Origin of the sequence: Photorhabdus aegyptia, assembly GCF_000612035.1 — a bacterium.
GTDB lineage: Bacteria > Pseudomonadota > Gammaproteobacteria > Enterobacterales > Enterobacteriaceae > Photorhabdus > Photorhabdus akhurstii.
In genome coordinates this window covers 1-22,744 of the sequence record NZ_JFGV01000080.1, presented here as the reverse complement: position 1 = coordinate 22,744, position 22,744 = coordinate 1, and the positions used below count along the sequence as shown (strand labels likewise).

At 43.2% G+C, this 22,744-nt stretch carries 16 protein-coding genes, 1 tRNA gene and 1 pseudogene; 7 read left to right on the top strand and 11 right to left on the bottom strand.

Annotated elements, in window-relative coordinates; genetic code table 11:
- Positions 1–364: 364 nt before the first annotated feature.
- Both pyrB and argF read right to left on the bottom strand, forming a co-directional pair.
- A complete protein-coding gene (gene pyrB, locus BA1DRAFT_RS19210) occupies positions 365–1,288 on the bottom strand; it encodes an aspartate carbamoyltransferase (protein WP_036782479.1) in 924 nt (307 codons plus the stop codon).
- 306 nt (positions 1,289–1,594) lie between these two features.
- Positions 1,595–2,611: an ornithine carbamoyltransferase gene (argF, locus tag BA1DRAFT_RS19200; RefSeq protein ID WP_036782473.1), complete on the bottom strand. Its 1,017-nt coding sequence runs from the start codon at positions 2,609–2,611 to the stop codon at positions 1,595–1,597.
- Positions 2,612–2,775: 164 nt separating this feature from the next.
- On the opposite strand from argF, the gene rraB reads away from it, so the two are divergent.
- Positions 2,776–3,183: a ribonuclease E inhibitor RraB gene (gene rraB, locus BA1DRAFT_RS19195; protein ID WP_011148570.1), complete on the top strand. Its 408-nt coding sequence runs from the start codon at positions 2,776–2,778 to the stop codon at positions 3,181–3,183.
- 114 nt (positions 3,184–3,297) lie between these two features.
- On the opposite strand, the gene BA1DRAFT_RS19190 is transcribed toward rraB, so the two are convergent.
- Positions 3,298–6,108 carry an RHS repeat-associated core domain-containing protein gene (locus BA1DRAFT_RS19190; RefSeq protein ID WP_036782470.1) on the bottom strand — a complete coding sequence of 937 codons (2,811 nt, stop codon included), beginning with the start codon at positions 6,106–6,108 and terminating at the stop codon, positions 3,298–3,300.
- A gap of 639 nt (positions 6,109–6,747) precedes the next feature.
- Here BA1DRAFT_RS19190 and BA1DRAFT_RS19185 point away from each other — a divergent pair.
- Complete coding sequence (locus tag BA1DRAFT_RS19185; protein ID WP_044467104.1) at positions 6,748–7,128, top strand: hypothetical protein; 381 nt, start codon at positions 6,748–6,750, stop codon at positions 7,126–7,128.
- A gap of 166 nt (positions 7,129–7,294) precedes the next feature.
- Here the strand turns inward: BA1DRAFT_RS19185 and BA1DRAFT_RS19180 are convergent, their stop codons facing one another.
- From BA1DRAFT_RS19180 to pepA, 7 genes are all read right to left on the bottom strand, one after another.
- Positions 7,295–8,068, bottom strand: a complete 774-nt coding sequence (locus BA1DRAFT_RS19180) for an amino acid ABC transporter substrate-binding protein (RefSeq protein ID WP_036782465.1) — start codon at positions 8,066–8,068, stop codon at positions 7,295–7,297.
- 87 nt (positions 8,069–8,155) lie between these two features.
- Positions 8,156–8,920: an amino acid ABC transporter ATP-binding protein gene (locus BA1DRAFT_RS19175; RefSeq protein ID WP_036782462.1), complete on the bottom strand. Its 765-nt coding sequence runs from the start codon at positions 8,918–8,920 to the stop codon at positions 8,156–8,158.
- The gene (locus tag BA1DRAFT_RS19170) at positions 8,898–9,599 is read right to left on the bottom strand and encodes an amino acid ABC transporter permease (RefSeq protein WP_036782460.1); all 702 of its coding nucleotides are present in this window, start codon (positions 9,597–9,599) and stop codon (positions 8,898–8,900) included. The genes BA1DRAFT_RS19175 and BA1DRAFT_RS19170 overlap by 23 nt, the downstream gene beginning before the upstream one ends.
- 385 nt (positions 9,600–9,984) lie before the next feature.
- Positions 9,985–10,758 (bottom strand): amino acid ABC transporter substrate-binding protein, encoded by a 774-nt coding sequence (locus BA1DRAFT_RS19165; protein WP_036782457.1) that lies wholly within the window; start codon positions 10,756–10,758, stop codon positions 9,985–9,987.
- 428 nt (positions 10,759–11,186) lie between these two features.
- Entirely contained in the window at positions 11,187–14,084 is a 2,898-nt protein-coding gene (locus tag BA1DRAFT_RS19160; RefSeq protein WP_036782454.1) for a valine--tRNA ligase, read from the bottom strand.
- Positions 14,085–14,097: 13 nt separating this feature from the next.
- Positions 14,098–14,547, bottom strand: coding sequence for a DNA polymerase III subunit chi (locus BA1DRAFT_RS19155; protein WP_036782450.1), 450 nt, complete (start codon positions 14,545–14,547; stop codon positions 14,098–14,100).
- A gap of 66 nt (positions 14,548–14,613) precedes the next feature.
- On the bottom strand, positions 14,614–16,134 hold the full coding sequence (gene pepA, locus BA1DRAFT_RS19150; RefSeq protein ID WP_036782446.1) for a leucyl aminopeptidase: 1,521 nt from the start codon (positions 16,132–16,134) through the stop codon (positions 14,614–14,616).
- A 286-nt stretch (positions 16,135–16,420) separates the two neighbouring features.
- Here pepA and lptF point away from each other — a divergent pair, with 286 nt between their 5' ends.
- Both lptF and lptG read left to right on the top strand, forming a co-directional pair.
- Positions 16,421–17,521: an LPS export ABC transporter permease LptF gene (gene lptF / locus BA1DRAFT_RS19145; protein WP_036782442.1), complete on the top strand. Its 1,101-nt coding sequence runs from the start codon at positions 16,421–16,423 to the stop codon at positions 17,519–17,521.
- Positions 17,521–18,597 (top strand): LPS export ABC transporter permease LptG, encoded by a 1,077-nt coding sequence (lptG, locus tag BA1DRAFT_RS19140; protein WP_036782439.1) that lies wholly within the window; start codon positions 17,521–17,523, stop codon positions 18,595–18,597. The genes lptF and lptG overlap by 1 nt, the downstream gene beginning before the upstream one ends.
- Before the next feature lie 85 nt (positions 18,598–18,682).
- On the opposite strand, the gene ampH is transcribed toward lptG, so the two are convergent.
- Positions 18,683–19,900, bottom strand: a complete 1,218-nt coding sequence (gene ampH / locus BA1DRAFT_RS19135) for a D-alanyl-D-alanine-carboxypeptidase/endopeptidase AmpH (RefSeq protein WP_036782436.1) — start codon at positions 19,898–19,900, stop codon at positions 18,683–18,685.
- Positions 19,901–20,390: 490 nt separating this feature from the next.
- Here ampH and BA1DRAFT_RS19130 point away from each other — a divergent pair.
- The 3 genes and pseudogenes from BA1DRAFT_RS19130 to BA1DRAFT_RS19120 all read left to right on the top strand — a co-directional run bounded on the left by BA1DRAFT_RS19130 (position 20,391) and on the right by BA1DRAFT_RS19120 (position 22,681).
- Positions 20,391–20,475, top strand: a tRNA-Leu gene (locus BA1DRAFT_RS19130).
- A gap of 165 nt (positions 20,476–20,640) precedes the next feature.
- Positions 20,641–21,741, top strand: a pseudogene (locus tag BA1DRAFT_RS22780) (tyrosine-type recombinase/integrase); the annotation flags it as partial.
- Positions 21,742–21,967: 226 nt separating this feature from the next.
- Entirely contained in the window at positions 21,968–22,681 is a 714-nt protein-coding gene (locus BA1DRAFT_RS19120) for a reverse transcriptase domain-containing protein (RefSeq protein ID WP_235201172.1), read from the top strand.
- Positions 22,682–22,744: the final 63 nt, after the last annotated feature.

The window sequence follows — 22,744 nt, the reverse complement described above, 5'->3', positions numbered from 1 at the left end:
AGCTCCTGAAGACGTTTTTGCTTGTATTGGCTAATCCGACTTTTTCTCATTTGGATATCCTAGATCAAATTACTTATCTAGGACAGCCCCAAAAATTATAATTTTATTTCATTAGATTATTTTACTTTCCCTCCTTTGTTGTCAAAGGAGGGAACCGGGCAGCGAGTAGACAAAAGTGACGGTTTTTATGTGCTTTACTGTCCGGAAATACGGTCTTGCTCACTGACTGGGCAAGACGTATTTTGGCGCCGCATCGAATTTGTTTTTGATACCGAAGGTGGTAAACAGACTGATTAATCGCTATTCCAAAAGAAAATAATAACCCATTATATTTGTGGATAAAAAAGTACTTTCTCTATTTTAATCATTCATTTAAAACTAAAGATAATAGCGCCTGACGAGCATAAATACCATTTTCTGCCTGTTGGAAATAATAGGCATAGGGTGTTTTATCTACATCGACAGTAATTTCATCAATACGTGGCAACGGATGCAGAACTTTAAGGTTCTCTTTCGCTCCGATCAGATCGGAGGCGCGCAGAACAAATTGTGCTTTTACGTTGGCATATTCGGATGGATCAAGGCGCTCTTTTTGTACGCGAGTCATATAAAGAATATCTAGTTCCGGTAATACTTCTTCAATATTAGCGTGTTGGCTATAGGTCGCACCTTTTTCATTCAGCATATGCAGAATATGGTTTGGCATTGCCAATGCTTCTGGGGCGATAAAATAAAAGTGATTACCATTAAATTTCGCCAGCGCTTGTGATAGCGAGTGGACAGTGCGGCCATATTTCAGATCACCAACCATAGCGATATTCAGACTATCCAGCCGTTGCTGAGTTTCCTGAATAGTGAACAGATCCAGCAAGGTTTGAGTCGGATGTTGATTGGCGCCGTCACCGGCATTGATAATCGGAGTGTGGCCGGAAAACTCAGAAGCCAGACGTGGGGCGCCTTCCTGTGGATGGCGTATCACGATGGCGTCAACATATTGGCTGATAACGGAAATAGTATCGGCTAGCGTTTCACCTTTCTTACCGAGAGAGGTGTTACTGCTGTCTGAGAAACCGACAACTGAAGCGCCAAGGCGTTGGATTGCTGTTTCGAAAGAGAGGCGAGTACGGGTGGAGGCTTCGAAGAAACAACTGGCGATAACCTTGGGCTTCAGCAATTCAGGTTGTGGTCTGGCTTTCAGTGCGGCAGCAGTCTGCAACACCAATTCCAGATCTTCGCGGCTCAGATCATTTATTGAGATGATATGTTTGCGATATAACGGATTAGCCATTTTTCACTCTCCTCTAATGCTGACATCCGGGGTGGCGATCATGAATTGATTACCGGGCAAAAAAAAGCCCCTCATTGAGGGGCGTTAAATGATTGGTTTAGCAACGGGAAAACAATGACGGCTAGCTGCCCTCTTTCAGGCAGTTGTGCTTGATGACAAAAATAAGCGCTGTCTTTCATGATTTCTCCCGGCAAATTGTGGCGCATTATACTCGTGAAAAATCTTACAGCAACTATTTGACCGAAGAAAAATAAGATTGGCAGGATCATATCTTTAAAGACATAATCCTGCCGATATCTCAACTAATTAAATTTTAAGATCATTTGCTAATGTTGCCACCATTACCGCTTTAATGGTATGCAGGCGATTTTCTCCTTGATCAAACACAATACTGTGCTCTGATTCAAAAACTTCATTGGTAACCTCCAGCCCTCCATACATATTAAATTCAGCCGCGAGCTGTTTGCCTAATATCGTTTCTTCATCATGAAATGCCGGCAGACAGTGCAGGAATTTTACCTGTGGATTGCCTGTCATGTTCACCACATCCATATTCACTTGATAAGGTTTCAAGAGGTTAATTCGTTGTTGCCAAACTTCTTTTGGCTCGCCCATAGAAACCCAGACATCGGTATAAAGAAAATCAGTATTTTTAACCCCTTCGGCTATATTTTCCGTCAGAGTAATTTTACCTCCTGTTTTTTCAGCCAGTTTCTGACATTCAGTAACCAGCGCGGCATTGGGCCAGTACTTTTCAGGGGCAATCAATCGAACATCCATGCCCATTAGTGCCGCGGCTTCTAGCATGGTATTACCCATATTGTTACGGGCATCCCCCAAGTAGGCGAATTTGATTTCTGACAATGGTTTCTCTGGTTGATGTTCCTGAATAGTTAGCAGATCTGCCAGTAGCTGAGTAGGGTGAAATTCATCTGTTAGTCCATTCCATACCGGAACACCGGCATATTTTGCCAGTGATTCAACGATTGTCTGGGCATAGCCGCGATATTGAATACCGTCATACATACGGCCAAGTATACGAGCGGTATCTTTGATCGATTCTTTATGACCAATCTGGTTACCACTGGAGCCGAGGTAGGTGATATTTGCCCCTTGATCGTAAGCTGCCACTTCAAATGAACAGCGGGTACGGGTGGAATCTTTTTCAAAAATCAGCACGATGTTTTTGCCTGTTAACAGGGCTTTTTCTGTACCAGATTTTTTAGTCGATTTTAATTCAGCAGCTAGCTTTAGCAAGGCATGAATTTCTGCTGAGGAAAAATCAAGTAACCTTAAGAAATGACGCTGGTGGAACGGATTCATTGTTTGGTGTCTCCGTATTTATTGTTTGCATTTAAATTCAATCTATATCTATAAAAATGCAATTTCAACTCCGTATTAGATTTCTTTGATGTAAACAGTGGTTAGCCCGCCTGTGGTGTGGGAGAATGAGTATTGGGACGGCCAACTGCTTGAGGATATTTGGTATGGCAAATCAAAGAGACTTAGAAGAACAACGCGAAGAAACGCGCCTTATTATTGAAGAATTACTGGAAGATGGTAGTGATCCTGATGCACTTTATGCCATTGAACATCACTTTTCTGCTGAGGACTTTAGCCTGTTGGAAAAGGCTGCGGTTGAAGCCTTTAAACTGGGTTATGAAGTGACTGATGCAGAAGAATTGGAAGTCGAAGATGGTACGATTCTGATGTGTTGTGATGTTATCAGTGAGTGTGGATTGAATGCAGAACTGATTGATGCCCAGGTTGAACAGTTGGTGAATCTGGCTGAAAAAATTGGCATTAATTATGATGGTTGGGGCACTTACTTCGAAGATCCTGATGAGCAAGATGAAGATGATTTGCCGGAGCAGGGTGAGAGTAGACTTCATTAGTATGATCAATATGTTAAGAATCCTGTATTAGCTCTGGTCGTGATTGATACATGTGATTCAAAACAAAATAGTCCTTATCTGCTTTGGCGAATAAGGACTATTGCATTTAATAGACTATTTTATCAAACCGTGTTCTCTGACTTTTGAAAGAATGGTTCCCCTCCTAATTTGGTTTGCTTCGGTGACTTCCCTTTTTAATTCTTGCCCTAGCTCATTAGAAACCAGATCCTTATGTTTTTCTGCAAGATTGCTTAATTCTTCTGCGGTGTGAACAACGCCGGTCACTTTCCACGCGAATGACAGACCTTTGAACGCCACTTTGGCTACCGGGTGTGGTACGACTGCGGCGGCTGTATCCAGTGTGGCGCCGACCGTTGCACCCAGCGATGCCCCGGTAATTAGCGTATCTGTTGCGACCTCTTTTAAATCATCAGTTGCTTTTTGCAGCTCTTCCAATTTTTCTGGGGTGACGGTAGCAGTAGCCGCACCTGCCTTAAATACCTTTTTTATACCGTCGAAGGTGAGGCTAAAATTATTAATTGCGTCGGTGCCGGCGGCTTTTGTTAGCTCAGTTTTGTTTAGTTCACCTATATTGCCAGCCGCGGCAAATTCTCCGGCAGCCGCGACTAAACTTGCCCCTTCTTTTATTGCTTGAGCGCCAGGGACTTGTCCCTGCGCGAGATGTTCTGCGGCTTCTTTGCGTCCCGCTATGTTATGGGCCATCTGCTTCATCGGGTCATAGTTTGCTTTTAAAGCACTCGCTTTTTGGGTGATTTTGCTGACTTGTTGATCACCATAGGATTCAGAAGCAGGAGATGGCATCTGAGGTCTTTCAGCTTGTTGATTTTTATGTTTGTAAAGTTCGTATGCTATACCGCCAACGCCTAATGCGCCTGTTGCTACGGTTTTAAATATACGTCCATCTTCATCTATGCCAGTCATTGGATTATTTCTTACCATACGGTATAAATTCAGGCCATCTACTGTTCCAGCCGGGTCAGCGCTTAACCATCTACCGGCCCACGGTTGATAATAACGGTAGCCGTAATAGTACAGTCCTGTTGCATCACGCTCTTTGCCTGAATAACGAATGGTTTTGTAACCAGCTTCAACCTGATTTCTTGCCGCCCATATTGCGGTGCCGCCATAGGGGTAATACTCTTCCCAACTGATAATTTCCCCGTGCATATCCAGTTCTAATTCGCTGCTGTGTGTAAGATTATCGTAGCTGTATCTGACTTGATCGTTATCTATGCCAGTGGGTTGGCCTTTTTCCCAGTGTAGAACGCGTACTTGTGTTCTTCCTGCTTGCCCGACAGCAATAACTTGCAAGTCTTCGGTGATATTGGCGCCGCTTTGAGTGGTATGTAATTCCAACCCTGGCAGGTAAGTGACTCGTTGTTGTTGCGTGGCATTGGGTGTTTGCTGTTCATTTATTTTCAATAGCCGCATTCCATCACTGTCATAGCGGTACCATTCGCGCGCGCTGTTACCACTTTGGTTCACTTGTTGTAGTTCTCCCTGTGGTGTCCAGTTTAAGGATTGTCCTGATAACAGACTGGTTTGATGACCACCTGCATCAAAGAATGCATCAACGAGATTGGGATCGTTGGTGAGGGTACTGAGGACACCACGGTTATTGCGGTTTGAAATGGTGATATCTGTGGTGTAGTTATTGTTACTTGCCGGAGCGCTATGCCGGATTTGTGTCAGGTTGCCGCTATCGTCGTAGGTATAAGTGCGAGTATAGTTAGTATAGGTATTGTCATCGGTAGGAAGAGGGGTAATTAAAGGGGGGAGCTGGCTTCCTTGCTGACCAATGTTAGCCATCTCGCGGCCGGTTACTTTGATGAGTTGGTACAGAGAATCATAGGTATACGCATTTTCCGGTATTATTTTCTGATTACGCCAGAATCGGGTTGCTTCTGCATCATTACGAATATTGATCACATTGCCAACAGGATCATATTCATAACGTAAATCCTGTAGTGGTTTTGTACTATCTTTAGTCCGGCGAGTTTTAATGTTAATTAATCGTTGAGTCTCTGGTTCATAGGTATATTCCGTAATAACGCCATTACCATGTTCTTCTCGTAATTTCTGTCCGGCTGCTGACCAGGTAATAGATTGCACAATAACTTTTTCGGATTGGCCTTTTAATGTTAACCAGCTACATTTCAATTGGCCTGCTACATCATAGGCCAGCCGCTGTATATTTCCTTTGGCATCGATTTGGGTTAGCAGAGCACCAATGGCATCAGTTTTATTTTGAGTAGTGAATATGTTGTCATTCAGTTTTGTACGCCAACTATTTTCATCATCACCGCGCCAATCAACTTCCTGATCGTCGGCTATTAATTGACGGGATTGTGATAAAACTGCGCCGGTTAAGGACAAACTTTCCAATTGTACCAATCCCGCCGTGTCATAATGGCGTATACATTGCCCGGCGAGATTCTGGTTTTTCTCTGCATCGGTATTGTTTGCCCAAATAAGACGTTCCGTAGTTTTCTCGTTCTTTTGTATTGACTCGGTGACAGCCAGCAAGCGGCCGGGCAAGGTATTACCTTCATAGTGATGAGTTTGACGAACGCCTGTTGCATTGATGGTCAGTACTGGGCGTCCTTCGATATCGTTTAATGTAACTGTTCGGCCGGCATCGATACTTTCTTCACGCAGCGTATTACCAGCGAGACTAAAGGTACGAGTGAAGTTTGAACCGCTCTGATTTTTATATCTACGTGGGTCCGTGCTTTTTACTTGAAATCCTTGAATATTAAATTCATAGCGAGTGATCAATTCGTTGCTATTGGTTTCATTGGCTTGAGTACGCAGATATTCCAGCGTACGGATATTTAACCCTCGATTATCTCGTACGCTGACAGATGGAGTATTTCGGTTAATTGCAGAATTGTAATGACTCATATTGCAGCTCCTTATGCTGTTTTAGTCTGTTAGCTAGTTTAATAGTAATGACCTGAGACTTTACTATGGAATGAGTAAAATCTTTAACAGAACAGTATGATAATTTTTGAAATTGACAGTATGAGAATTAGTATTTCCATAGATGTGAATAGAATGGTAGGGTGACGAAAAATTATTTTATATTCATATAATTAAGTTATTATCTCACCTTGTCGGTTATATCTGTGATATTGAAGATTTGTACGCGGATATTTAATTGATGTGTGGATAAGAGTTTGGGGTGTTAATTATGACATTGGAAAAAATTATTCTTTTGTATATTCTCTTTGTCTGATAATAAATAAGGCTATTTTACTATTATGACTCCAATATGACAGCAGGATAGTGGTTATTTCTATTACCATCAATTCTCTTATATAAAAGAAATTTCAGATAATTATTTCTATCATTTATAGTACAGATGCTGGTAAATGGTGTAAAAGTGTTAATTTAATCGGAAATGGATGTAATTGATTATTAGGATATATTCATATGATTGACATGGTTTTTTACTCTATATTAGCAACTTAATGGAAAGGTCTTATATATTGATCTTAATTACGTCAATAAAATAGTATTAATTTAAAGAAGGTATTTCAAATGGCTAATGTAAGTAATATTAGGAAAATTATTAATAATACCCAAAAGAAAATCTATGTTGTGGTAGGCGAAGATAATAACAAAACGCATACTGTTAATATTAATTCTGAATGGGTAGGTGATCTCTGGGTACCGTGGATTGGGGCGCAGGATGAGAGTAAAAAGGCTATTCGTATAACGATAGATGGTGAGCCAGAAATTATTTGGTTTTTTCAAGACTTTAAAAATCCTCCAGGTAAGGATCAAATAAAGTATCATAAGGGTAAGATTTTCAGCTATAAAAATGCAAAGGATGTAGAAGGTGAAAGCTCAGGAGGAGGGAACAAGACGTTGCGTTTCTATATAGATGCTAAAAAGGTGGTGAAATTTAAACTAATTTAATTAAGGGAAAGTGCAGAATTCTGATTGTTCTCATGGATAGCAGAATGCATTCAGAATTCTGTGTTAATTTTCACGACTCATATATTAAGTAGCTATTCTAAGCTATGTCATTGCTATGCAACTATTAAGAGAAAACCACCTCTTGCAAGCAGAGGCGGTTATTTTCTTATTTGGAAACATCGGTACCGAAATACTGAGTGGAAATGCGTAGATAGGTGCCATCGGCTTTGATATCGGCTAGTGCTTTATCGATAGCGGCTTGTAGTTCCGGTTCACCTTTACGAATTAGCACACCGACTGGATCGCCATTGGGTTCGGTCGCGACAACTTTTACCGGTGCATTGGGTTTGTGTTTCCTAAAATCGAGATAGGACAGATTATCGTTGATAGTGGCATCAGCTCTGCCTGTAGCAACCAGATCGATGGACTGATTAAATCCTTCGGTAGGAACGATTTCCGCACCGAAACGTTTTGCCAACCGGGCATAATTGCTGGTTAAGCTATGGCTGGAGGTTTTACCTTTCAGATCGCTAAACGTTTTTATATTGTCATTATTTTTCCGGGTGATAAGTACGGCTTTAGATATGATATACGGTGCGGAAAAGTCATATTTCTTTTGGCGTTCTGGCGTAATAGCGACCTGATTGAGTACCGCGTCATAGCGTTTAGCATCCAGCCCGGCAATAAGCCCATCCCATTTGCCTTCGGTAAACTCGGCTTTGACATTCATACGTCGTGCGATTTCGCGGCCAATATCAATATCAAATCCAGTTAAAGCTCCTGAGGCATCGTGATAGGTAAATGGCGGGTAAGTTCCTTCGGTAGCGATTTTGAATACCCCTGTTGATTTAATATTATCAAGGCCAGACTCTGCATGTGCAGAATATGCAATGCCGAATTGAATAATACCCGCTAATAATGTGGTGAACAACGCTTTCATTTTCTTTCTCCAAACTGTTAAAAAATTTATTTGATGGTCATCAACTGATTCTTGGATCAATTACGGCAAAGTTATTTTAACTGTAGGTTATATCTCCCAATCCGGTAAAGTATTGGTTAAGGTTGAAACAAATTCTACCGTACGTTGTTTAAGGGCGCGGGTAAAAATCGTTTTCGACGTTCCCGATTCGACAATTTCCCCGGATTCTAAAAATATGACATCGTGGGCAAGGTTAGCTGCCAAGCGTAGATCATGGGTAGCCATTAACATTGTGGTTCCTTCTTTCGCTAACTGCTTTAGTACGGCAACAACTTCCTGTGATAATTCTGGATCAAGCGCGGAAGTTGGTTCGTCGCATAATAACACTTTGGGCGAAGGCGCCAGTGCTCGGGCAATGGCTACGCGCTGTTGCTGACCACCGGATAGTGTGGTTGGAAAGACATCGGCCTTGTGTGACATATCAACCTTTTCCAGTAGTTCAAGCGCTCGCTGTTTAGCTTGTTCACGTGACCATTTCTGAACCCAGATTAACCCTTCCATAATGTTTTCAATGACTGTGAGGTGAGGGAAAAGTTGAAAGTTTTGAAACACCATGCCGGTTTGTTGGCGAATTCGTTGTATATCCTTGTGGCCAATCCGCCCTTTGCCGGTGAAGGTCATACTTTCATTGCCGATCTGGAGCTTCCCGGCTTGAGGAATTTCTAATAGGTTGATGCAGCGTAATAGCGTGCTTTTGCCACTTCCTGATGGGCCAATCAGCGCGGTCAGGCTGCCTTCCTCAATGGTGAGATCGATTTTTTTCAGGACCTTGTGCCCGTCAAAACTTTTTTCAATGCCGGAGAGTTGGATCATCTTTTAATTCCTGTGTGTCGCTCTTTTGCGAAAACTTCTTTTCCAGACGGGCTTGTAGTGATGACAACACTGAACTGATTATCAGATAAAGTATTGCCGCCTCAGTATAAAGAATGAGAGGTTGATAAGTCACCGCAGCAATACGTTGTGCGGCAAGGAAAAGCTCCGGTACGGTGATAACTGAGGCCAGTGAAGTATCTTTCACCAGTGAAATAAATGTGTTTGAGAGTGGTGGAATCGCGATTCTTGCGGCTTGAGGTAGAATGATCCGACGTAATGATTGTGTCCAGCTCATACCGATAGAATAAGCCGCTTCCCATTGCCCTTTTGGTACAGACAATAAAGTAGCGCGAATTACCTCGGAAGTATAGGCGCCAATATTCAAAGTGAAACCAATCACCGCTGAGGTGAATGCGCCTAACGTAATGCCGACGCTAGGTAAGGCGTAAAAAATAAGAAACAGTTGTACCAGCAACGGCGTGCCACGGATCAACCAGACGTAGAATTTGGCGACGGCAATAAGCGGTTTTGGCCCATAAAGCCGGATAAGCGCTACGATAAAACCCAGTATGATACCGAGAGTAAAAGTAATGAGAGTTAGTGGAATAGTGAAAGTAAAGCCCGCATAAAGCATAGGCCAAAAAGAATCGAGTACTAAATTGAACCAGGAGGGTTCCATATATTTTCCCTATTGTGTGTAATAACTATACCCGTCATCTTTCAAGTTGCCTCTTTGTTGGCTGCACTCACTCACCCCGGTCACATTGTTATCTATGCTCCCAAGGATTCGCTGCTTTGCCGTTGCGATGCATCTTGAAATCCATAGGGTATATATATTTATAGTGATTTTTTTAAATATCATATGGCAAGCTGTCAACTTACATATATAAGATATAGTTATATCATATTGTCATTTTAGATATATAGAGTGATTTATATAAATCAATATATCTAATGTTTGGTTAAAATATTTTCTAATTACTTAATTCAACAAGGTTAATAATAAAGTCCCCTGGACAGAGTTTGTCTTTAACTTCCAGGGAACTGTTAAGGGAATATTGCACTTATTCGGAAGGATTATCACCAAAATAGTTAGCCCAGATACGCTGATAGGTACCATCGGCTTTGATGTCAGTTATTGCTTTATCAATAGCAATTTTGAGTTCTGACTCTCCCTGACGAAGTAAAACGGCTGTCTGCCCTGCATTGGGGCTCGTTGCGACAATTTTTACTGGTGCGTTTGGTTTGTGCTTCTTATAGTCCAGATAAGATAGATTATCATTAATCGTGGCATCGGCTCTGCCGGTACTAACCAATTCGATTTCCTGACTAAATCCATTCGTGCCGATAATTTCTGCGCCGTTATCTCTGGCTATTTGAGCGAAGTTGTTGGTTAAAGTATGTGCTGAGGTTTTGCCTTGTAAATCGCTGAATGTTCTTATGTTATTGTTATCTTTATTAATGATAAGTACCGCTTGCGATGTGATATAGGGGATGGAGAAGTCATATTTTTTCTTGCGCTCAGGTGTAATCGCAATTTGGTTAATTACTGCATCAGAACGTCCCGCATCTAACCCGGCAATCAGTCCGTCCCATTTTCCCTCAATAAATGTTGGTTTGACATTCAATCGGCGTGCAATTTCACGGCCAATGTCGACGTCGAAGCCAGTTAAAGTACCGGAGGCATCGTGATAAGTGAATGGTGGATAAGCTCCTTCCGTCGCTATTCTGAATGTGCCGGTGGATTTAATCTTATCAAGGGTTGATTCTGCATTAGCGGAATGTACGAGGCCAAATTGGATAGTACTTGCCAATAATAGGGTAAGAATTGTTCTCATTCTATTTCTCCGGGTTGTTATAAATGAGTAAATTAATTTATTGCTACCTTGATAGTGCTTAATGAAATAAATTATTCATAATAATAAATAATTGAATATTAAATTAGACTAAAATTTCATTATTGTTTACCTTTTTGCGTGTAATAATGTATTTATATGATTTTACTCTCTCTATAATATGCTAACTATAATGATTTATATATAAAATAAAATTATATAATATTGTCATTTCAGATATATAAATTTAAAAATTAATATTCACTCATGTTAAGGAAATAGGTATGGTTATTTTCAATGTTCTTGATGGTATTGATATAGAATGGATTCAATTTACATCTTATTATTAATTTTATCGTTTACTATTTAAATTAAAAAGCCACTGACAATGAATTGCAGTGGCTTTGGTGAGAATTTACTTTTTGAAAAGATTACAACGCGGCAATCGTTTCTTTCTGAGCCAGCAGCTTCTCTTTTGATGTATTGCAGCTTGCCAGACGTTCACGCTCTTTGGCGACAACAGCTTCGGGCGCACGGCTGACGAAACCTTCATTTGACAGCTTGCCTTCAATGCTGCCAATCTCTTTATCCAGTTTCTCAATCTCTTTATTCAAACGGCTTAGTTCGGCCTCTTTATCCACTAAGCCAGCCATTGGAATTAATACTTCTGCGCCATTAATCAGTTTAGTGACAGAAATCGGCGCTTCTTCACCCGCAGAAAGAAGCGTGACGGAAGATAAGCGACCCATTGCCTGAATAAAATTCAGGTTTTCCGCTACACGGCGTTGTGCATCAGCATCGGCATTACGTAGCAGAACTTCCAGTGGCTTACCCGGTGCGATATTCATTTCAGCACGGATATTACGTACTGCAATAATTGCGTCCTTAATCCATTCCAAATCGTTCAGCGCCAACTCATCAGTTTTCGCTAGATCAAATTCAGGGAATGGTTGCAGCATAATGGTATCTGCTTCAATTCCTTTAACCACTTTCACCCGTTGCCAGATGGTTTCAGTGATAAATGGAATAATTGGGTGAGCCAGGCGCAATAATCCTTCCAGAACTTCGATCAGAGTATGACGGGCGCCACGAACTTCTGCCTCTGAACCTTTGTTAATTGCCGGTTTAGAGAGCTCCAGATACCAGTCACAGAACTGGTTCCAAGTGAACTCATAAAGAATATTGGCCGCCATATCAAAACGATATGTATCCAGTGCTTCACGGTAAGCTTTTACTGTCTGGTTAAATTCAGCCAGAATCCAACGATCAGCCAGTGATAGTGCCATTTCACCGCCATTTTGGCCGCAATCCTGACCTTCTGTATTCATTAGAACAAAGCGGCTGGCATTCCACAATTTGTTACAGAAATTACGGTAACCTTGCAGGCGCTTCATATCCCAGTTGATATCACGACCTGTTGAGGCCAGCGCTGCTAACGTAAAGCGTAGGGCATCGGTACCATGCGCTTCGATACCTGCCGGGAACTGCTTCTCGGTACGTTTGCGGATTTTTTCGGCCAACTGTGGCTGCATCATATTGCCGGTACGTTTTTCTAGCAGATCTTCCAGAGAAATACCGTCAACCATGTCCAGTGGGTCAATGACATTCCCTTTGGATTTGGACATCTTCTGACCTTCTTCATCCCGGATAAGACCGGTCATGTAGACAGTCTTAAAGGGAACCTGAGGTTTGCCATTTTCATCTTTGATGAAATGCATGGTCATCATGATCATGCGAGCAATCCAGAAAAAGATGATATCAAAACCGCTCACCAACACATCGGTTGGGTGGAAAGTTTTCAGCGCCTCGGTTTGTTCAGGCCAACCAAGGGTAGAGAAAGTCCATAAACCGGAAGAGAACCAGGTATCCAGTACATCTTCATCCTGGTTTAAAGCGATGTCTGCGCCTAGATTGTTTTCACGGCGGACTTCTTCTTCACTGCGACCAACATAAACATTACCGTTGGCGTCATACCATGCTGGAATACGGTGGCCCCACCATAATTGGCGAGAGATACACCAATCCTGAATATCGCGCATCCAGGAGTAATACATATTTTCATACTGCTTAGGTACAAACTGGATATCGCCATTTTCAACGGCTTCGATAGCCACTTTCGCCAGAGGCGCGGTACGGACATACCATTGATCAGTCAGCATGGGTTCAATAACCACACCGCCGCGGTCGCCATAAGGAACAGTCAGATCATGAGGTTTAATTTCAACCAATAGGCCCAGTCTTTCGAACTCAGCAACCATCGCTTTACGAGCCGCAAAACGTTCCATGCCTTGGTATTCAACCGGAATATCAGAGCTGTAAACATCAGAAATTTCGCCATTGGTATCGAAAACTTCGGCTGCATGACGGATGTTGCCATCAAGGGTCATGATATTGATCATCGGCAGGGCATGGCGCTTACCGACTTCATAGTCATTGAAGTCATGGGCAGGTGTAATTTTTACGCAACCGGTACCTTTTTCCATATCCGCGTGTTCATCACCGACAATAGGAATGCGGCGGTTAACCAATGGCAGAATAATCTCTTTGCCGATTAAATCCTTGTAACGCGGATCTTCCGGGTTAACTGCCACGCCGGTATCGCCTAACATCGTTTCAGGCCGGGTAGTTGCAACGATCAGATAATCTTTCCCTTCTGCGGTCGTGACACCATCGGCCAATGGATAACGCAGATGCCACATAGAACCTTTCACTTCACGGTTCTCAACTTCCAGATCGGAAATTGCAGTGTGCAATTTCGGGTCCCAGTTAACCAGCCGTTTCCCCCGATAAATGAGATTCTCTTGATACAGACGGACAAAGGCTTCTTTTACGGCGTTGGACAGACCTTCATCCATAGTGAAACGCTCGCGCTCCCAGTCAACGGAGTTACCCAGACGACGCATCTGATTGGTAATCGTGCCGCCGGATTCTGCTTTCCACTGCCAGATCTTATCGATAAACGCATCACGGCCATAATCGTGGCGGGTTTTGCCTTCTTCTGCTGCGATCTTGCGTTCAACCACCATTTGAGTAGCAATACCTGCGTGGTCAGTACCGGACTGCCACAACGTATTTTTACCCTGCATCCGCTGATAGCGGATCATGGTATCCATAATGGTTTGCTGAAACGCATGGCCCATATGTAGGCTGCCGGTCACGTTTGGCGGCGGGATAACAATACAGAAACTCTCACGGCTGGTATCGCCGTTCGGCTTGAAGTAACCACTTTTCTCCCAATGGTTATAAAGAGGCTGTTCAATTTCTTTAGGATTGTACGTTTTATCGAGAGATGGCTCGGCTTGCGTTTGAGTTGCGGGTGTTTTTTCCATTTTATCTTGATACTTAGTATGTTGGCGGCGTTGCCGTGGTCAAATTAAAGCCGACGCTGCGATATGATTTATATCGTTCACGCGCTAACTGTTTCAAATTTTCATCTATAGGAACGAAGTCTATCACTTCATGGAAAGCGGTGGCAAAGTCTGCAAATTGCGGCAACAGATTTATTAAGATATCACGAGGGGCATTTCCCCGTTTTTGCGGCCAACATAACTCAACCGGCGCACCATATCTTGGCCCTTCACCAGCAAGATTATGTGGGACGAACTGATGAGGCTCCCGTTGCCATAAGGCTTCATCTAACTTTTCTGCCTGTAGCTGGTTTTCACAGGCAATTAGCACCCGTTTTCCTGCTCGCCATTGGTCGGCCGCAAATTGACATGCCAGCCATTCGTGAGCTTGCAAATCTGCCTGAGGTGATGGCTGTTCCAGTAAATAAAACGTGGCACTTTTCATAATGTCTCTGTTACGGAGAAAGGGCATTGTTAAATGCCCTTTTGATAAACTAAGAGAGGAATCAAATCAATCGTCGTTATTGATACCGGCACTTCCCGCCCGATTTAACAGGAATTGTGACAGCAGTGCAACCGGGCGACCTGTTGCGCCTTTTGCTTTACCTGAACGCCAGGCCGTACCCGCGATATCCAGATGCGCCCAGTGATATTTTGTTGCGAAGCGAGACAGGAAACAGGCTGCGGTAATCGCACCACCCGCACTGCCGCCGGTATTCGCCAGATCGGCAAAGTTAGAATCGATTTGCTCGAGGAACTCGTCAGTCATTGGCAGACGCCATGCGCGATCACCGGATTGTTCTGAGGCATTGAGTAACTCATGGGCCAGTGGATTATGGTTGGATAACAATCCACTGTAATGGTTACCAAGCGCCGTTATGCAAGCCCCGGTTAGTGTAGCGATATCAATGACCAATTCTGGATCAAAACGTTCAACGTAAGTTAACGCATCGCACAGAACCAGACGGCCTTCGGCATCGGTGTTGAGTACTTCGACAGTCTGACCAGATAGGGTGGTTAAAATATCTCCAGGTCGGTAAGCGCGACCTCCCGGCATATTCTCGCAGCCTGCCATGACGCCGATGACATTGAGCGGTAATTGTAGCTCAGAAACCACACGCATTACGCCATAAACCGTTGCCGCCCCACACATATCGTATTTCATCTCATCCATGCCGCCAGCAGATTTGATTGAAATACCGCCGGAGTCAAAAGTCAGGCCCTTGCCAACCAGAATGATGGGTTTGGCATTTTTATCAGAACTGCCTTTATATTCCATGACTGACATCAGAGATTCATTCTGAGAGCCTTGACCAACCGCCAGGTAGGCATGCATGCCTAGCTCTTTCATCTGCTCTTCACCAATCACTTTTGTTGTAATATGGCTATTGGCAGAATCTGCGAGCTGGCGTGCCTGAGAAGCCAGATAAGCTGCATTACAGATATTGGGTGGCATATTACCAAGATCTTTGGTCGCTTTGATACCGGCAGCAATGGCAAGGCCGTGTTGGATTGCACGTTCACCGCTGGTTAGCTCCCGACGGGTCGGAACATTGAAAACCATCTTACGCAGTGGGCGGCGCAACTCATTTTTATTACTTTTTAGCTGGTTGAAAACATAGAGAGACTCTTTCGCTGTTTCCACCGCTTGGCGTACCTTCCAATAATTATTGCGGCCTTTAACATGCAGTTCTGTTAAGAAGCAAACTGCTTCCATTGAACCCGTTTCATTGAGGGTATTGATAGTTTTCTGAATAATCTGTTTATACTGGCGTTCATCCAATTCGCGCTCTTTACCACAGCCGATAAGCAGAATACGCTCAGATAACACATTGGGAACATGATGCAGCAGCAGTGATTGACCAACTTTGCCTTCTAGTTCACCGCGACGCAGCAATGCACTGATGTAACCGTCACTTATTTTATCGAGTTGTTCAGCGATAGAGGAAAGGCGACGAGGTTCGAAAACGCCGACAATGATACATGCACTACGTTGTTTCTCCGGGCTACCGCTTTTTACACTAAACTCCATGCGTTCTCCTGAATCTTAAAGACAAAGACGGATGCTATCGCTAAAATATAGCGTTCCGCATTAATCTACCCCATAGAAAATTAACTATTTATGTTAAGCTAAACCCACTATTTGTTATTGTTTAGCTAACTATATAAGTATGTTCTGATTGGGAACCTGAATATGGAATGCTTCGATATCATTTTAGCAGTGAGGAAGCCAAACTGATGCACATAATAAATGGTATATATACAATGAAGTTAGCGATTTTCCTGCAAAAAGACAAGTTTTCACAGGCGTAATAAGCGTGATCATCATTAGATATCTAGTACGGGAAACCCTGAAAAGCCAAGTTGCGATACTTTTTATCCTTTTACTCATCTTTTTCTGTCAAAAGTTAGTAGAAGTTTTGGGTGCCGCAGTGGAAGGGGACGTCCCGGCAAACTTAGTTTTATCCTTATTAGGATTAGGTGTGCCTGAAATGGCGCAGTTGATTTTGCCCCTGAGTCTGTTTCTTGGGGTATTGATGACTTTCAGTAAACTCTATACTGAAAGTGAAATAACTGTTATGCATGCGTGTGGCTTAGGCAAGCGTGTGCTGGTGGTTTCGGCGCTTATTCTGGCGTTGTTAACTTCCGCGTTAGCGGCAGTGAATGTCATTTGGCTCATGCCGTGGTCCTCGAAATATCAAGAACATGTGGTGGCTGATGCTAAAGCTAATCCAAGTTTAGCGGCGATCATGGAAGGGAGGTTCAAACCTTCCGACGATGGTAATTTGGTGCTCTATATTGGCAACGTGCATGGCAATAAATTTGAAAACGTATTCCTTGCCCAACTTCGTCCCGTTGATAACCAGCGTCCTTCCGTGGTGATCTCTGATGGTGGTCATATGGTGGAGCGGCCTGATGGCAAACAGGTAGTTATCCTTAATCATGGCACCCGTTATGAAGGTACTGCCATGTTGCGTAATTTTAGGATCACTGAATTCCGTGATTATCAAGCAATTGTTGGGCATCAGACATCAATCGTAGATAGTAATAAAGTTGAACAGAAGTCTATTGTTCAGTTATGGCAGGATGATGATAAAGATTCCCGCGCAGAGTTCCATTGGCGTCTGACTCTGGTGCTTTCGGTACTGATTATGGCCATGATGGTTGTACCTTTGAGTGTGGTAAACCCTCGTCAAGGTCGGGTACTCAGTATGTTGCCAGCGATGCTGCTATATCTCATTTTCTTCTTACTACAAAGTTCCCTGCGTTCTAACGGTAGCAAAGGCAAATTGGACCCCCTTATCTGGATGTGGTTAGTTAACGGAGCTTATTTGACGCTGGCGTTGGTTCTCAACATTTGGGATACCTTGCCGATGCGTAGGATTCGGGCGCGTTTCAAAGACAGAGGAGTAGCCTGATGTTTGGTGTATTGGATCGTTATATCGGGCGGACTATTCTACAGACTATTCTGATGACGCTGTTTATGCTGGTATCACTTTCCGGCATTATTAAGTTTGTTGATCAGCTAAGAAAAGTGGGGCAGGGGGAATATACTACTATTTCCGCGGGTCTTTATGCTTTGTTAAGTGTACCGAAAGATATTCAGATATTCTTCCCGATGGCCGCTTTGCTTGGCGCTTTATTGGGACTTGGTACGCTGGCAACCCGTAGTGAGTTGGTGGTCATGCAGGCTGCTGGATTTACCCGTATGCAAATTGCTGGTTCAGTGATGAAAACGGCTATTCCGTTGGTGATCCTGACAATGGTTATTGGTGAATGGGTCGCGCCACAAGGTGAACAGATGGCGCGTAATTACCGGGCTCAGAAGATGCTTGGTGGTTCTCTGGTTTCAACAACTAAAGGTATGTGGGCGAAAGATGGGGACGATTTTATCTACATCCAGCGGATTGTGAGTGATACAGAGATTAAAGGCGTCAATATCTACCATTTTAGTGATGATAAAAAACTACTCTCTGTAAAGTATGCCGCCAGTGCGGTTTATGATGAAGATAGCGACCTGTGGAAGCTTTCTCAGGTGGAAGAATCTGATCTGACAGACAGCAAAAAAATCACTGGCTCACAACGTATTTCCGCTGACTGGAAAATTCTCCTGACGCCAGAACAGTTAAATGTGGTAGCGCTGGAGCCTGAAGCACTTTCCATTAGTGGTTTATATCAGTACATCAAGTACCTTAAGCAGAGTGAGCAGGAATCAGGACGTTATCAACTGAATATGTGGAAAAAGATATTTGCCCCACTTTCAGTTGCAGTCATGATGTTGATGGCACTCTCATTCATCTTCGGGCCACTGCGTAGCGTGCCGATGGGAGTGAGGATAGTAACGGGGATAACCTTTGGCTTCCTATTTTATGTACTTAATGAGATCTTTGGCCCACTGAGCCTGGTGTACAACATGCCAGCGGTTTTAGCGGCACTATTACCGAGTTTATTGTTCCTTATTGTGAGTATTTATTTACTCCTTAAGAGACAGTAGTTTTTAAAAATCGAGGAACCATAGAGATAGGGTTTTTGGCTAAGAAACCCTATCTTGGGCATCTCGATTTTAAGATGTAAAAGGCTCAAGCTTGGTGGTGATTCCTCGACAATGCAGTTACCAGTTGATTAACCCCCGTTGTTACGCTACTGAACTGGCTATGTTGTTTACGAGTGATCACCACAAACACGCCGATATTTTGTTCGGGGATCATTGCCATATACGTATTGAACCCACCGCCGCCGCCGGTTTTCTGATAAATACCCGGTACATCACCACGGCCGTTCATATAAACCCATCCAAGGCCAACGCCATCGGCCTGACCGGCAACATCCATCCCTTTAATTGAAGCCAGAGAGGAACGCTTAAAATAAATACCTTGTTCGCGGCTGGCGGTTTGTTTACGTAACTGACTGTCTGATGATAAAAATTGTTGCATCCAACGTTGCATATCTTTTGGCGTTGAATAGATTCCACCACTACCTGCCGCAGCAATCGTATTAAGACACGGACTCGGCTTATAACTTTCCATCAAACGAGCACACTGAGAACGGTTTGGTGTCAGTGTAGTGTCTTTCATGTAATAAGGGCCGGTGATCTTATCGTATAACAAACGGGTGTATGGCTTACCTGTAGCCTTAGAGAGCGCATCTGCCAATAAATCATAAGCCAGATTGGAATAAGATGCTGTTGTGCCTGGTGCGGAGTCTAATTGAGCTGTCTTTAACCAAGTCCAGCGGTTGGCTTGTGTAGGCCAGACAAAAACAGGACGCCCCCATCTACCTCCCGGTTGCTCACGAGGTAAACCACTGGTATGGCTTGCCAGGTGGAATAACCGGATAGGTTGAAGAGGGCTATACAGGGGTACTTTCACACCATAATAACCATAATCCTGCAACGGATCGGTGGAGCGCAGAACCTCATCCTCTTCGAGCTTGATCATAATTTCACTGGTCATCAACTTAGTTAGCGAGGCAATACGAATGATTGAATCGGGTTTCGGACGGATGCCGCTTCCCGGACGGGTTTCACCGAAACTGCGGTAAACCGTCTGATTATTATCAATCACCACCATCGCCATGCCTTGCGCATTGCTGCCGTTGAAAATATCCTGTGCATACTGATCAACCAACTGTGAAGCCAGCTTTTTAGTTCTCGCATTTCCTTCGAACACTTCCCATTTCAATGGTTGTTTCTTCGGTTGCAGAAACTTTGCCGAATATATTTTATCAGAAGAAGAACAGGCTGCGAGAGCCAACATCATGGTAGAAACAGAGAAGATCTTAAAAAACTGTTTATTCATTTTGAATTGACCAATCAGGCATACTTCCGGTGAATACAGGAACAGGATAGAGAAACCAGCAACGGCTACTTATTCTTTTTAAACAATGCCATCAACGCACCAATGACAATGCCCAAAAAGATCCCGGCGCCAATCCAGCTAATAATCGTCATAACCATTTACCTCATAGTGAATTATCATGCTGAGATTATATAAGTTGATTATAGGTTGTCTATCAGCGTCAGGTGGTTCGGCTAACGATGATTGTAAAAACTGTCTCGGGGGGAGTTGTTTTTTCTCTGTTATTGTAGAGAAGGAGCTATTTCAGGTGGAAAAGATATTGCTGTGTGTGTTTATTTAGAGCTTTTATGTTCAGTAATTGAACATACATTTGTGTTGAGAGATGGGTTTGATCTTTTTTTCAACACTTAAACCAAAGTTAGAAGGATAACAGTTGCTAACAGATCGCTGACAGGTATAATGGCCCTCGTTTTCCGCATACTACTTCAGTGCCGAAGTGGCGAAATCGGTAGACGCAGTTGATTCAAAATCAACCGCCTTCGGGTGTGCCGGTTCGAGTCCGGCCTTCGGCACCATTTGACTTTCCAAAGACATCCATAAACTTCCGTAACTACCTGAAAAAACAATAAATTACTTAGCTTTTGAGTCTATAATTGTCCATTCGTATCCGTTGACATCCATGATATTTGGGGGTCAAATTGGGGGGCAGTTCTTTTCGATAATGAGTTGACCCCCAAATTATGGCTTTAACAGACATGGAAGCTCGTGCGGCAAAGCCCCGTGAAAAAGAATACAAACTTACTGATGTACAAGGTTTGTATCTGCTCATTAAACCTAGTGGCTCAAAACGCTGGTATCTGAAATATCGGTTTACGGGTAAAGAAAGCCGGATTGCTTTAGGTGTATATCCTCAAGTAACACTGGGGAAAGCTAGAGAGCAACGCGATAGTATTAAGATAATGATTCGCAATGGCATCAATCCCAGTAAAAAAAGAGAAGTAGAAAAACAAGAAGCGATTGCTGAAACCTTAACTTTTGAAAAAGTGGCTAGAGATTGGCACAGTAGTAATAAGCGTTGGTCAACAATGCATTCAGAACGAGTACTGGGTGATCTCCGACGTAATGTTTTCCCTGCGATTGGGAATAAAAGTATTGCAACTTTAGAAGTCAAAGATCTGTTGGCACCTTTCAAAGAGATAGAAAGCAGTGGCCGATTGGAACTCGCTTCCAGATAACAACAAAGGATTACTGCTATTATGCGCTATGCGGTACAAAATGGCTTGATCGCTCGCAATCCTGCTCAAGATCTCAAAGGTGCGTTGGCGACACGTAAATCAACTCATCGTCCTGCTCTTCCTCTTGAAAGACTACCCGATTTTCTTACTCGTCTTGAACATTATAAAGGACGCCACTTAACTATTTTAGCTGTCCGACTGACTCTATATATATTTATTCGTTCCAGTGAACTCCGCTTTGCACGCTGGAGAGAAGTTGATCTGGATAAAGCACTGTGGACAATTCCAGCAGAAAGAGAGCCTATTGATGGTGTTAAACATTCTCATAGAGGTTCGAAGATGCGAACGGTACATCTTGTACCTTTATCTCACCAAGCTCTTGAATTACTGAAACAGATAAAAAAATTATCTGGAGATAATGAGTTAATCTTTCCGGGCGATCATAATCCAAATAAGCCAATGAGTGAGAACACAATAAATGCTGCTTTAAGGACGATAGGTTATGACACTAAAACGGAAGTTTGTGGACATGGTTTTAGAGCGATGGCTTGTAGTGCTTTGGTTGAATCAGGATTATGGTCAAAAGATGCAGTTGAGCGACAGATGAGAGCAACTCTCTCTTCATCCTTCTGAAATACTCAAGTTCGGTGTTATTGTCGGTGTAAATGCAGCGACAACATACAGTTAACACGTTGAATCGCATGATTAAGACAAAGTTGTTAAGTGCGGCTGAGTGAGATAAGCTTGAAAAACTCTTTAGCGTTGGACGTCTTACGTCTAGTCGGGTGATTAGCCAGACTCTAACTTATTGAACGCATTAAGGGTTGCGAAAGTGTCGCAACCTGAACTCGTTCCCTCGTTCCTCCTTCAGGTTGCGACACTTTCGCTTCCTCCAGTAAAGAGCCGAGCCCGGCAGAACCTAATCGCCGGGCTTTTTACAGGTAAAGTTATGTCGGTTATTAGTGGATTAGCTACGTTATTACACCAGAGTGAATCGGATGTAAGGTTGTTTCTGGAAAATGCTCCGAGAAAGTACAAAGTTTACAGAATTCCCAAGCGTACCACTGGGTTCAGGATAATCGCGCAACCAGCTAAGGGGCTGAAAGAGTTTCAGCGTGCATTTATGCAACTTTATCTTTTCCCTGTGCATGAATCATCTATAGCATACAGGAAAGGAAAGAGCATACGTGATAATGCTTCCGCGCACGCGAATAACCAGTACCTTTTAAAAACTGATCTTGAAGATTTTTTTAATTCAATCACCCCAGCGATTTTTTGGCGGTGCATTGAAATGTCTTCAGAACAGGTTCCTCGATTCTCAACCCAAGATAAGCCCTATGTTGAGCGCATTCTTTTCTGGCAACCTGTAAAGCGTAGCAAGAACAGGTTGATATTGAGTGTAGGCGCACCGTCATCGCCAGCAATATCAAACTTCTGTCTTTATGAATTTGATCGTCAGATGAACGAGGGATGCCAAAATTTGGGTATAACGTACACGCGTTATGCTGATGATTGTGTGCCACGAAGGCATGCACTGGGGACGTAAGTCCCCGTGCAGCTATGCAACACAAGAGATGAGGGCAGGCCCCTCGGTGTCGGCGTACAGGCG

Coding starts and splice junctions, on each gene's coding strand:
- lptG (WP_036782439.1), top strand. CDS start 17,521: ATGTTTGGTGTATTGGATCGTTATATCGGGCGGACTATTCTACAGACT.
- BA1DRAFT_RS19165 (WP_036782457.1), bottom strand. CDS start 10,758: ATGAGAACAATTCTTACCCTATTATTGGCAAGTACTATCCAATTTGGC.
- rraB (WP_011148570.1), top strand. CDS start 2,776: ATGGCAAATCAAAGAGACTTAGAAGAACAACGCGAAGAAACGCGCCTT.
- BA1DRAFT_RS19160 (WP_036782454.1), bottom strand. CDS start 14,084: ATGGAAAAAACACCCGCAACTCAAACGCAAGCCGAGCCATCTCTCGAT.
- pepA (WP_036782446.1), bottom strand. CDS start 16,134: ATGGAGTTTAGTGTAAAAAGCGGTAGCCCGGAGAAACAACGTAGTGCA.
- BA1DRAFT_RS19185 (WP_044467104.1), top strand. CDS start 6,748: ATGGCTAATGTAAGTAATATTAGGAAAATTATTAATAATACCCAAAAG.
- pyrB (WP_036782479.1), bottom strand. CDS start 1,288: ATGGCTAATCCGTTATATCGCAAACATATCATCTCAATAAATGATCTG.
- BA1DRAFT_RS19180 (WP_036782465.1), bottom strand. CDS start 8,068: ATGAAAGCGTTGTTCACCACATTATTAGCGGGTATTATTCAATTCGGC.
- ampH (WP_036782436.1), bottom strand. CDS start 19,900: ATGAATAAACAGTTTTTTAAGATCTTCTCTGTTTCTACCATGATGTTG.
- BA1DRAFT_RS19190 (WP_036782470.1), bottom strand. CDS start 6,108: ATGAGTCATTACAATTCTGCAATTAACCGAAATACTCCATCTGTCAGC.
- argF (WP_036782473.1), bottom strand. CDS start 2,611: ATGAATCCGTTCCACCAGCGTCATTTCTTAAGGTTACTTGATTTTTCC.
- BA1DRAFT_RS19155 (WP_036782450.1), bottom strand. CDS start 14,547: ATGAAAAGTGCCACGTTTTATTTACTGGAACAGCCATCACCTCAGGCA.
- BA1DRAFT_RS19170 (WP_036782460.1), bottom strand. CDS start 9,599: ATGGAACCCTCCTGGTTCAATTTAGTACTCGATTCTTTTTGGCCTATG.
- BA1DRAFT_RS19175 (WP_036782462.1), bottom strand. CDS start 8,920: ATGATCCAACTCTCCGGCATTGAAAAAAGTTTTGACGGGCACAAGGTC.